The 12,555-nt window shown below is 37.4% G+C and carries 10 protein-coding genes and 1 pseudogene; 2 read left to right on the plus strand and 9 right to left on the minus strand.

Features of this window, described 5'->3' with window-relative positions; translation table 11 throughout:
- Window positions 1-10: 10 nt before the first annotated feature.
- Window positions 11-1,012, plus strand: a complete 1,002-nt coding sequence (locus H5159_RS19235; protein ID WP_007583313.1) for a LacI family DNA-binding transcriptional regulator — start codon at window positions 11-13, stop codon at window positions 1,010-1,012.
- Window positions 1,013-1,031: 19 nt separating this feature from the next.
- Here the strand turns inward: H5159_RS19235 and H5159_RS19240 are convergent.
- Window positions 1,032-1,166 (minus strand): annotated as a pseudogene (locus tag H5159_RS19240) (LysR family transcriptional regulator); the annotation flags it as partial.
- Between the two features lie 242 nt (window positions 1,167-1,408).
- On the opposite strand from H5159_RS19240, the gene H5159_RS19245 reads away from it, so the two are divergent.
- Window positions 1,409-2,578, plus strand: a complete 1,170-nt coding sequence (locus H5159_RS19245; RefSeq protein WP_182721432.1) for an MFS transporter — start codon at window positions 1,409-1,411, stop codon at window positions 2,576-2,578.
- 74 nt (window positions 2,579-2,652) lie between these two features.
- Here H5159_RS19245 and H5159_RS19250 read toward each other — a convergent pair whose 3' ends face one another.
- From H5159_RS19250 to H5159_RS19285, 8 genes are all read right to left on the minus strand, one after another.
- Window positions 2,653-3,168 carry a M23 family metallopeptidase gene (locus H5159_RS19250; protein ID WP_182721431.1) on the minus strand — a complete coding sequence of 172 codons (516 nt, stop codon included), beginning with the start codon at window positions 3,166-3,168 and terminating at the stop codon, window positions 2,653-2,655.
- A 92-nt stretch (window positions 3,169-3,260) separates the two neighbouring features.
- Complete coding sequence (locus H5159_RS19255) at window positions 3,261-3,527, minus strand: YrhK family protein (protein WP_165742813.1); 267 nt, start codon at window positions 3,525-3,527, stop codon at window positions 3,261-3,263.
- Window positions 3,528-3,678: 151 nt separating this feature from the next.
- Window positions 3,679-5,019, minus strand: a complete 1,341-nt coding sequence (locus H5159_RS19260; RefSeq protein WP_002961828.1) for an SPFH domain-containing protein — start codon at window positions 5,017-5,019, stop codon at window positions 3,679-3,681.
- The gene (locus H5159_RS19265; protein ID WP_024595217.1) at window positions 5,012-5,350 is read right to left on the minus strand and encodes a hypothetical protein; all 339 of its coding nucleotides are present in this window, start codon (window positions 5,348-5,350) and stop codon (window positions 5,012-5,014) included. Before H5159_RS19265 ends, H5159_RS19260 begins: the two co-directional genes overlap by 8 nt.
- A 235-nt stretch (window positions 5,351-5,585) precedes the next feature.
- Window positions 5,586-7,073 carry a hypothetical protein gene (locus H5159_RS19270; RefSeq protein ID WP_182780861.1) on the minus strand — a complete coding sequence of 496 codons (1,488 nt, stop codon included), beginning with the start codon at window positions 7,071-7,073 and terminating at the stop codon, window positions 5,586-5,588.
- 583 nt (window positions 7,074-7,656) lie between these two features.
- Entirely contained in the window at window positions 7,657-10,749 is a 3,093-nt protein-coding gene (locus H5159_RS19275; protein WP_182780862.1) for a pilus assembly protein, read from the minus strand.
- Window positions 10,750-11,304: 555 nt separating this feature from the next.
- Window positions 11,305-11,715, minus strand: a complete 411-nt coding sequence (locus tag H5159_RS19280; protein WP_004336087.1) for a hypothetical protein — start codon at window positions 11,713-11,715, stop codon at window positions 11,305-11,307.
- Window positions 11,716-12,228: 513 nt separating this feature from the next.
- On the minus strand, window positions 12,229-12,555 hold a 327-nt coding region (locus tag H5159_RS19285), incomplete at its 5' end, for a hypothetical protein (RefSeq protein WP_182780863.1).

Below are 12,555 nucleotides of genomic sequence, written 5' to 3' on the forward strand. Positions count from 1 at the left end.
TAGGACATCAATGGCGACAATTTATCAAGTATCAGAAATGGCAGGTGTGTCTTTATCAACTGTTTCAAGGGTACTTAACGACAACGACTACGTAAGCAAAAAAACTAAAAAAAAGGTATTAGAAGCAATGAAAGAGCTAGGCTATCAGCCAAGTTCTATTGCTCGCTCTTTGGCGTCTAGCACTACAAACAGCGTCGGTATTTTAGTTTCTGAGTTGGATGGTCCGTTTTTTGGTCAAATGATGTCAGCCATTGAAGAGCACCTTCGTATTGCAGGTAAACACGTTATTATTACGCCTGGGCACAGCGACGAGAAAAAAGAAAAAAGCGGCTTTGAGTTTTTAATAGGCCGTAATTGCGACGCTATTATTGCCCACGTAGAAGCAGTATCAAATGAGTACTTAATTGAGTTAAGTAAAGGCAAAACCCCTATTTACTTAATGAGCCGCTACGTTAAAGAAATTGAAGAAAACTGCATTAGCCTCGACAACGTAATGGGCGGCTACTTAGCCACTAAAGCCATGATCAACAAAGGCCATAAAAACATTGCGTACATAGCAGGCCCGCAGTTTAAAGAAGACGCGTCAAATCGTTTAAAAGGTCACAAACAAGCCCTAGCAGAGTACAACCTAACCTTTGACGAAAACCTATTTTACATAGGCGACTTTAAAGAAACCGGCGGAAGCGACGGCTTAAGGCATTTTATTCAAAATAAAGCGCAAATAACCGCCCTTGTATGTGCCAATGACGAAATGGCATCGGGTGCTATGAAATACGCCCGCGAACACGGTTTTAACCTGCCAAAAGATTTAGCCATTATTGGGTTCGATAACGTAATTTTCACCAATTACCTCTACCCAACACTGACTACTATAGATAACCCAGTTCCCGAAATGGGCCGAGCTGCGGCTAACTTAGTACTTAAAGACATTTATAAAAAAAGCGGCATAACAGTAAAGCACGTGTTTCAGCCAAAGCTTATTTTAAGAGACTCAACACCCGACATTAATTAACTTTAAACCTAATTTAAATCTAGTTTAAGTCTAAATTATGTAATTCATTACGCACCCACTGCGTATCTAAATATTGCTCTACGTGCTGCTGCGCAAACTTTAAAAAGTGACGTGCAGCATGCGATATGTGCCTGTCTGCTTGCATTACAAAAAACCTATTCAGACATAAATGCTCACAAATATAAAACAATATCTACATGAAAAAACTACAATAAAAAGCATAATAGATCCGATAATTTACCAAAAAGATCGTTTTAAAGTTTATTTATATTATTTAATAAAATATCACTTTACTTATTTTTAATTTGGCTCTAAATTCGCGCAAATTTTATTATTAAAGTAACCTCTCAAACTTTAAAACAGTGGTTATTTACCTTGATGAGTCGATAAACACACATGGCCGAATCAGCCGCCACAAGCACCTCTAACAACCCTTTAGCACCCGTTATCGGGCTGTCATTTTTTGCTATTGCATCAGGCTTTTTAATGAGCCTTATTCCGCTGTCGTTACCCGCATTTAAACTCGATGAAAACCTAGCGCCTTGGCTTGCGAGCATTTTTTACTTTGGCTTACTTATTGGCGCCACCACAATAGAGCGCATTGTGGTAAAAATGGGTCATCGCTTCGCATTTATATTATTTTTAAGCCTATTAATAGCAAGCGTGCTTGCACAACTTGCACTGCCAAATACCGTTAACTGGTTAATTGCACGATTTGTAGCAGGTGTTGCTGTTGCCGGTGTGTTTGTCGTTGTTGAGTCTTGGTTATTAATGACCAACACAGCAAAGTCGCGTGCTAAACGTTTGGGTTTATACATGACCTCACTTTATGGGGGCAGCGCGGTTGGTCAACTTGCTATAGGGCCGCTTGGCACCGAAGGTTCAACGCCTTATTTATTTGTAGCCTCGTTATTATTTTTAGCTATTTTAGCCCCTTTATTAATAACCAAAGGTCAGCCCGAAAAACAGCACCTTGAAAAACTACCACTAAAAGAAATAAAAACATTAAGCCACCCAGCTATGCTCGGATGCTTAGCATCGGGCTTATTACTGGGCCCTATTTACGGCTTAATGCCGGTGTATATTGCAGCACAAGCTGATCAAGCTCAGTACACAGGAACACTTATGGCGGTTATTATTTTAGGCGGCATGGTCGTGCAGCCGCTTGTGAGTTACTTATCTACTCGGCTTGAAAAAAGCTTATTGATGGGTATGTTTTGTTTAGTAGGCGCAGCCGGTGCTGTGGGTATACTACAAGCAAACACTTTAGCAGGATTAATAGTAAGCTACTTAATACTAGGCGCATGCAGCTTTGCACTTTACCCGATTGCTATAACACTTGCGTGCGACTCATTACCAATGGCAAAAATAGTATCTGCAACTGAGGTAATGCTTTTGAGTTACAGTATTGGGTCGGTATTTGGCCCTATGCTTGCTGCAAATTTATCTGATGCACCCAACGGTATTGTGTTTTATTTAGCAGGCTGTTTAATCACTACCTGTATTTATATGTTTATTAAAAGCATTAAAAATATTCGCGCGGGTAAAACCCCAGTTGCAGGCTAATTTTTAGCTTAAATACACGCTTGCTTATTAACTAATTCTAGCTGTTAAACATCTTGATTTAACAGCTAAAACTATTATTTAGCAGTGAGTTTTTTATGTGGGCTCAAAAAAAACATCTTTTTCCACCCTTGGTTTTGCGTTGTAAAAAGCCACGGCATGGGCACTAACGATAAAATAGAATAATGCACATGAGGCTGTTTTCCTGCGGCATTTCCGGTATCGCCCAGTAAGCCAATTTGACTGTTTATGCTTACTACATCACCTGTACTTACCGAGTAGTTATTTAAATGTGCAAAATAATGCACGCGCCATTTAGGCCCAAGCACCGCAACCACCTTACCACCACGAGTTAACTCACCTGCAAATATAACAATACCGCTTGTTGAGGCAACTACGGGAGTATTTTTTGTGCCAAAAATATCAATTCCTTTGTGCACACCCGACCTACCCCAAGGCTCGTACCAAAACGTGTTATGGTTCCAATCTTTACTTGTGGCACCTTGTACCGGAATCATTATTTTTTCGGGAATTAGTAAGCCTACTATTAATAAAGTAGCTATTCCAATTGCAATCCACTTAAGTACTTTCACTTTTTCTATCCTTGATATTTAAATAACTTATACTGGTAAATAAAACACCATAATAACTGAACTCATCATGAGTCGTATTTATGGTGTTTTATTTATGAAGTTTTATTTGAATGAAATACCCGACTAACATGTACTAAGCTGATCAATTTCAAAATAGGTTTTATAAGCAATTGAGCACTGCCCGCTATAAACAGCCATGTGCCACTTTCTATTAGTGAGTCATTTAAAAAGAAAAAACTGCCAATTAAAAACCAAACAGCTATCAAAAAATCGTTAAACGCTCCCAGCGCTTCATATCGTCGCTGGATGGTAATATGCTCTTGTCCTAAATCTAAAATAAACTGATTACTGGGGTCCATAAGTACTGCTCACTCTTTTATTTCATAATTTAAAAAGCTTGTTTTCACAAGCTTAGCCGCACCATACAATAACAAAATTTACGCAATAAAAAACGCTGGCCAATGCGAATCAGCCAACGTTTTATTGTTTGTGCAATACTTAACTAATCGTTTATTTTTTCTCTTTTTCTAAACGCTTTTTAAGACTTAATGCAGCATCGGCGGCTAATAAACGCATAAATTCAGAGCCATTACTTTGCTCGCCTTGGCCTGCGCCTATTACAATTTCAGGCACTAAACGGCTATTACCTAAGCTTGTAAATAAAGCGGTTTGAATTTTAACTTCTGCTTTTAGTGTTTCATCAAATACATACTTTGGATCAAGTGCAGCAGACTTAGCTCTTAAACGAGCCTCAGCTAAAACGTCCATACCTAATGCTTCTAAACGTTGTTGCTTTAAAATCTCTTCTTGCTCTTTCGCAAGCTCCGCTTTTACAGCCACTCGTTGCTGCGCAGAAATAATGGCATTTGCCTTAATTCGTTCAGCATCAATTTGCTCTTTTATTTTTAGCTTTTCAGATTCAGCACGTTGCTTAGCAATTGCTTGTTCACCTAAAGCCACTTCAGTACGCGCTTGTTGCTCTGCTTTTTTAAGGTTTTGACGCGCTAGCGCTTCATCAGCAGCAGCTTGCTTTTGGGCTTCAAGGCGAGCATTTACTTTGCTTTCGTAGTCAATATCAATAATGCTGGCATCAACTACTGTAATACCGTAAGCGCCTAAAATGGGTGCGTTACGCAGTGTATTACCTTCATCATCCATTTTAATATTAATAGTGACACGTTGCTGTTTACTTAAATTACCTAAATCGTCAGATTTATCGCGCTCGCCCGTACTAATAATTTGTTCAGTAACAAAAATACCGTTGGTTAATTGATCAGCAAAATCTTGACTTAATTGACCATTACCACCAGAGTAATGTTGCTCTACCGACATCATACGCGCCGACGCTTTTACATTTTCAGTGGTTGCACGCATTAATAAATTAGATATTAATGTTTCTTGTGAACCAAACTCTTCGTGTATTTTAAGTAAACCACGTAAAGCACCCGATTCTGCTGCTGGTACATTGCCTGGCAATCTAAAACGAGAAACACCTCGTGCGCCACCTGTTGTGGTATCTAAAAATCGAATCGGAATTAACGGCACAATTGCACTTGCTGTTGCACCGGCATCGCCCGTAAAGTTAATCGAAATTACTTTTTTATAAGCAGATGTACTACCAAATGCTTTTAAGTAAGGGCCTGCTTGATTTATTACGGTTAAGTTACCTGTAAAAGCCGATTGATGTACTAAACGCTCATCTGCTTCATTCCACGAAACAACTTGCGATGTAAGGGTTGCTATCACTACCAATACAACAACAATTGATGACACTATAATTACATTACGACGACCAAATCGACTCATAAATGAGTCACTTTTTACTGCTGGGACTGCTTTTTCGCTATCCATTTTTATTACTCTCCATGTTTAATTTCTTTTTAACAAAGTAAATAATTTCCTGTTCACTCAAATGTGCGCAAAAGCTACCAGAGCGATGTAACTCAACAAATGTTGCAAGGATTTCTTCTTTACCTTTAGCTGTTTTATCTTGGTTTTCTTGTGTTTGATTTTTTTCTGTTAGTTGAGTGATTAGTTCATCAACTATCGTGTCTTTATCAAACAGTACGTTGTATTCCTTGGATTTTCTTACCCGACTTTTATGTACGTTGCTGTAAATTACATAAAGTGCAACGCATAAAATAATAACAAGTAAACTTAACCCTATAATATAAAAAATCATAAGCTCTACTTAAATTAGTTTAAATACTTAACGAGCAATAACAATTGTAAGCATCACTTAACAAATGTTAACCCGGTAATTTTACAGTAAACCCGAGTAAAAAACAGATTAAAAATAAAGTTCATCAGGTATACAGTTATAAGCGCACATAAAAGTAAGCTTTTTCAAACAAAAAATGCCAGTCAGTTATTAACTGACTGGCACTAAGCTAATATTCATTAAAGTGCTTTTTACATTATTCGCATGGCCCCCAATCAACACCATTTTCACTGCACTCATGCAGCATTGTTCCATCTTCTCGGCGAGTCTCTCTAAACCATTGCCCTTCAATTGTTTTTATAATACGTACGTTGTCTGTGGTTTTGTATTTACGCCAAAAGCTAGCATCAATAGATGTTTCGTCATCAAACTTATAGGGCATAGCAGCGAGTACGGTCACTAAATCTTGAATTTCTAAGTCAGTAGCTTTGTCTTTAACATTTACCCAATCAGATAATGTTTGAAAGTCGGCATTTTCTTCTCTAAAGGCAAAGTCAGTTTGGTAAAACGATCCTGACTCAGTATAGCTAATGCTAAAACCTCGCTCGAACGGTGTATCTAAATTAGCACTAACGCATTCATCTGCTGTTGGGAAGTTAACCGATGGGCTAGTATTAGTAACGCCATAAAGCACATTGCTTTGCTCAAAACTAACGCTCTCAATGCTAGAGCATCGGTAAGTACGATCGGCGTTAATGTAAACATCGTCTCTAACTGTTAATTTTCCATTTAACGATTCTTCGCCCCAAGGCGTATCTATTGAATCCAATCGAGACAAAATAACGTCAATTTTGTCGAGTTCGTCTGTATTTTGAAGCTTTACTTGCTCATAAATAAGTTCAGCGCCTGCAAAAATAGCTTTGTCGCGGTACCATGCATTTTCAAACCCATACTCTGCATCTTTTGCTGTGTCTTGATAAATCACTGCTCTTACTTCTTCTGCATCAGGATACTGAGCATCTAGCTCTTGCTTGAATTTATAGGCCGCTTTTAGTCCCTTAACAATTGCTTGTGCTCTGTCGTAAGCGTCGCTGTCGTTAGTAGCGATAAAATCTGAGTAAATTTGCTCTGTCGACAAATTATAATGCGCAACCAAGTTTTGCATAACATTTGTTATTTCGCTTTGAAGGTTTGCAAGTAGCTCAGTATTTTCTTTAAGTGCATCACAACTTAAATTATTGTTACCACTTTTTTGTAATTGAAGGCTCAACTGCTCCCAAATAACGGTTGTTAAAGGTGATATATTTCGAATATCTTCATCAGTCAAAGCCTCAATTGAGGGTGGAAATGACATTTGATACGCTTGTGTTACCTCGCCTAAGTCCTCGTCAATTGCGCCAACCGGTACATCAACGTACATAGTTGAATACGGCACACACAGCGCCTGCTCTTCTGTAAAATTAAAACTATAATTACCCGATTCTTCAGAGACTACAGAAGGTTCTGATTGCTCGTCAAAAGTACCATCGCCATCAATATCCAGCCATACTATTGCACCAGATACATAACCATCAATAACCTTTCCTGTAAGAGAGATAGTGTTAACTTCTACGGGCTCTACTTTCACGGGATCTGGCTTAGCTACAACTGGCTCTACAACGGCCGCTTTATCACCGCCACCACATCCAACAAGGCCTAGCGTAAACGCTAATGAAATAGCTAACTGACTTTTTTTAAAAAACATACAAAGACTTCCTTTTTTGCACTTTAATTATTATTAAAAATCATATTGTTATAAGTTACTTTAATACAAAATAAGTAATGCCAATCTGCTTATATATGGGATCTAGTTAACGTTAAGAAAATTATGCTAGAACGAGGCAAAAATTTTTGTATCTAGTTGTTCTAAATAAAATTTTAACGACGTTATAGTGCAATTTAATTTGTTAAATTACTCAAAGATTTATGCAGGTTGGTATAAATTTAAACAACAGAAATTTATTGAATTTTTATGGGGGGATGGCAACAAGTTAACATGCCCTGTACCTATATAGTGACACAGCATGTTATATTTAGCTCTTACATTTGTTAATTAAATATAACAAATGCCAGCTATTATTAACCAATATGGACTACAGGCACCCAATCTAAAGGGCTTGAGTGATAGGCAGTATTTTGTAAATGAATGTGTATTATACATGGGTTGGTTTAGAGCCCTTCGAAAACTCTAAACCAATTATATAAGCAAACCATTAGCATTTTTGATTTGCTCTTAAAATTGAAAAGCCACCTAACTAAGGTGGCTTATGTTTATTGCATTGTGTTTTTTAAAGTGCCTGAGTATCGTTTTCTTCGCGTTTATAAATATATGTTTGTTGGGTTTTAAAGCCAAAACCAATTGGTTCAGCGCCATTTACTAGCTTAACTTTTCCACCTTCAACATTTAAATTTGGCCCAAGTATTTCAATAGCTTTTATCGGCTTATCAGAACCTTTAACCCCAGGGCCTATTAAATAAAACTGACTAACTTGCGTTACATCCGTTGCATCATCCCAATCGCACTTACCATCCGCATCATTATCTGCACACGACGGGCCTTCCCCAAAAAATAGTTTCGGTGTATCTGGTACATCATTACTTGTTGCAAATTTCACATCGTCATAAACCTTCGTTCCATAATGCAAATGAAAGGCATAAAGCGAACCACCGCCACCCGTTAACGAACATTGGTTTTGCGTTGATGATGAAGATGCAGGCGTAAAGGAAGTAAAGTACGCAACCCCACCAACGACTGTTGCTGCAGCAAGAGACTTTTCACCCGTCCCTAATTCGTATCGCCACCCTTTAAATTCGGCTAACTTAACTTCAAGATTAACAAATTTATCAACGTCATCAAGTGCACTACCAAATGGGTCTTCATTCATTTTCATTAAATCATCTGGCACTATTGGGGCTGGAAATTCAGTAAATATTTTTGTTAGGGTGTTTTCATCACGGATCATATACAACTGATCTTGCTCATTAGTAGCAAGTGGGTTTGAACGATTTCCGCTACCTATAACTATTGCGTCGTACGGGGTATCTAAACGGGTGGTGATCATTTCACCACCATAATTGGTTTTAGTAACTTTACTAAACAGCGTTCTAGCAACTAATGGTTTGTAAAAAAAACGTCTGTCTTGCGACGCTAATGTACTGCCAAGCTCTGCAAGTTTAAAATGGGTAATATCACCTTCATCTTCACTAGGAATATCTACTCGCCAAATATTACCGCCAGTATCTGTTGCATAAATTCGGTCGATATACCCGTCGTAATCTGAGTCAAGCGTAGTTACATCCGCTGCAATACTGTGCTCTCCGGTAAAACCATGTTCATCTGGAGTCAGCGCCCATACCTTTTCGCCAGTTTTAGCATTAACAATGTAGATACCTAGTCCGGTTTCATCTGTTGTTCTAATCGCATTATCTTTGTTTGTATCGTAGCCTGCGCCAAATATTAGCAATGGATCCTCACCAAAGGCTTTAATGTATGCAATTTGAGGCTTAGACCATGTTTGCGCTAAATATTTAAATTCTTCTGAGCCACCAACAATAGGCTTATTCCATAATTTTTTAGGTTCGTTAGGATCACTTATATCAAGCGCGTAGTAATTTTTACCGCCTCTGCGCATACCTGCAAATGCCCACACTTCATCACCATCACTTGCTCTAATAACACCATCGTTTAACCCTTCGCTATTTGAGCCTTTATTATTAAAGAACACACTTATAGGCCCATCCATGCCATACACTTTTGTATTTGCAAGATTACTACGCAAAGCAGGAATGTTTTTTAATAAGGCTGCAGGTGTAAAAGCCCACTTTTCTTCAACAGTATCGCCTTTGTCTTCAAACATATGTAAAAAGCCGGCATTAGTACCAACAAGTATGTGAATACTTCCATCGCCGTAATCTATAGATACCGGCTTTGAATGCAAAGGGTCGCCAAAAATATTGATTCGCTGATCTACTGATGAGTTATCACCATCTTCATTGTCAACATCAACCCCTCGTGCCCAGCTAATATCACTCTCCTGTAAAGTTAGCCCGATATTAGGAATCAAATCAGGGGCAAGATCGGTAACTGTACCTGTCGCTAAATTTAAAATGGTTTGTACTTTATCAAAAGTAAAATCAATAATACTGCCCGTTTTATCTATGTAGATTTTACGGCTATCAGGGTCTAAAGTTGATAAAAGTAAATTTACGCCACCCTGGGCTACTAAATTCCCATCTGCAGGCTTATTAGTTGGCAGCCAAAATGTTCGCGCTTTCTCATCAATTAACCCATTTTCATCAAGGGCTATTTGATCAGTTGAATCGACTATATTTGCGCCTGACACTTTTAGCTTTTTTAAATTCCCGCTCCAACGTGCGCCTGTTTCTGGGTAAAACATCGCAAAGTAAATTGACTCTCGGCTACGTGTTTGGTCAACATTATTACTTGCTACCGTAGGTGATGAAAAACTATCGTTAACTTCGCGTATTTTCGATATTGTATTATTAAGCGCTTCAGAAAGTTCAGTTGATGTATCTGCATGTAAGTACTCGCCGCCGCCCAATAAAGCGGTTTTTTCTAATAACTTTTTACCATTTGTACTCATGCCACTACCAAAACCGATAGTAAAAACGCGTCCGGTATCAGCAACCTCTGGCGTAGTATCGTACAAGTCAACTTCAACATCTCTTGTACCATGTATTATCTGAGCTAAAGCGGCTAGATAACTATTACTTGTTTTAGAAGGATTTGAGCCAAAAGTAGATTTGTATAATGATTTGATATCATCGTTTCGGTTAGTATCACTTTGAGGATCACCGTCAGTCATCAAAATTAAATTGATTGAATTATCACAACGTACATCGGCACCAACTGCTTGGGTAAATGGTGATATGTATCGAGAGTTATTGTCGTAATATAGCGAACCAGTTTCAGCAGAAAAATCCCGCTCATTTGAGTTTTGTCCGTAGTACACTTTCTGACCTGTTAGATACAAGTAGGCTTCCCATAGGGTTTCTGTAACTGGGGTACTACCAGCCGCTGGTAAACTGTGAATTTGGCTTAAAATTGTAGAATGGGGAGATCCAAGACCTGCCATAATATAGCCGCCATTATCATTTTTAAAACGCATCAAACCAAAATCGATAGAGCTATTATCAGTAACCAACTGACTCATTGCACTGATGCCGGCATCTACTTTTCTAATACCGTTGGGTAAAAAGTTTTTCATACTTCCAGATGTATCAAAAACAATGATTACACGTGGTTTTTCGTCGGTTTCAACATTATGGTTTACGTATAGCTCTATATCTTCGGCAAATACAGAAAGGCTAATACCCACCCCGAATAACAAGGCAGCTATTTTTTTTAGTTTAAATTGCATTTTTAAATCCCTTTATTTGCGCTTTTTATTTTTATTGCGCAAGTTAATAACTACTCTATTCCCTGTTTAATTTTTAGTAAGATTGAGGTGGGACTAAAAATAAAACAAAAGTCATATCTAGCTATTCATCACAAAACAGTGATTAGCATCCACGTGGCGTCAATGCTATAAAATATATATTACTTCGATTTTTAAATAAAAACAGACTAAAGTCAAAGACATTAGGTTTTATTATCAATTAAAAACAACAGCTTAAATAAAACAATCCTGTTTTACTGCACAGTTGAATCATGCTAAAAAACTATATTTTTACCTATGTTTCTATATTTATAGATCTATGTTTTAGGTAACAAGTACTTACCAATATAAATTAGTAACGTAAGACTCTAAAAATCACCTTTAAAAACACTATTATTCAGTAAAACTGTTTTATTAAAAGAAGTGTGTTTATAGGTAACTACGGTTATTCAAACATACAAAAAAGCCCATATTAGGTGCTACCTAATATGGGCTTTTATACTCTCGCTAAATTATAAGCGCTTGATACAAGCATTCTTATAAAGATAACTCTTTTTTAGCGCGAGTTAAGTTATGTGTTACAAGTGAGTTTTTAGAAATTTGAACCGCTTCATATAAATCAGAAATACCAGCAGTGTCTTTTTGAGCCTTAATACGTGCTACACCACGGTTACTTAATGCAAACGATGTAAGTTCACGTACTTTTAAACGCGGACCATGGCTTTGCTTAAGCAATGCAATTGCTTGTGTACAAATAGCTTCTGCTTCTTCGTAGTTTCTTGCTTCAACATTTAAAGCACAGCTATTAAATGACTTTTCAAATGCGGGTGCTGCAGTTACAGAGTCTTCAATAACCATTAATTTATAATCACCTTGATTAGCCATTGCAGCAGCTGAGCAAGTTAATAATGAGCCAAGAGCGATGGTTTTTAAAAGTGTAAATTTCATGATTATATTCCTAATTAGTTAAGTCGTACTTGTTGCCGACAACTTAACTTTAGAGTGTTAGCTCAATTACCACAAACGATAAAAACAAACCTAATAAGTGAATAAATCTAACCTATAGACTTTAGTCTAACGCCTATAAAAATACTCATTAATTACAATCAGTTAAAACTATAAAAATCACTAAATCATAAATAAAAGAATACAGTTTTATTATTTTTTAATAATACCAATTCGCTTAATTAAGTGATCTATTTTGAGGATGAAAAAACGTGTTGATAGCTAGGCAAAAAATTCGCTATTTGGTTGTTCTCAATGAGAATTTTTTAACGCAGGTAGCGACACGTTTAGCCCCGCAAAATGATTAAGTATTATTGCGGATTGGTATAACACAATACAAAGTTAATAAGCACGAAAAAGCCGATGTTGAGGTTTAACCCAACATCGGCTTTTTTACTCTCGCTATTTTATATTATGCTTTAGTAAGCACTTTATAAAACACGTTATAAAGGTTTTTTATAACGATAATTCTTCTTTAGCGCGAGTTAAGTTGTGCGATACCATTGAGCTGTTAGACAATTTTGATGCTTCGTATAAATCAGCAAGTGCAGCTGTATCGTTATGCGCTTTTAAGCGTGCAACACCACGGTTGCTTAATGCGAATGACGTAAGTTGGCGTACTTTAAATTTAGGGCCATCTGCGTCTTTTAAAAGTGCGATTGCTTTAGTACAAATTGCTTCAGCCTCAGCGTAATTTTTTGACTTAACATTCAGTGCGCAGCTATTAAATGATTGCTCAAGTGGCTGTGGCGCTGTTGCAGTTTCAATAACCATTAATTTGTA

It is taken from the genome of Pseudoalteromonas sp. SG43-1 (assembly GCF_014164415.1).
Classification (GTDB): domain Bacteria; phylum Pseudomonadota; class Gammaproteobacteria; order Enterobacterales; family Alteromonadaceae; genus Pseudoalteromonas; species Pseudoalteromonas distincta.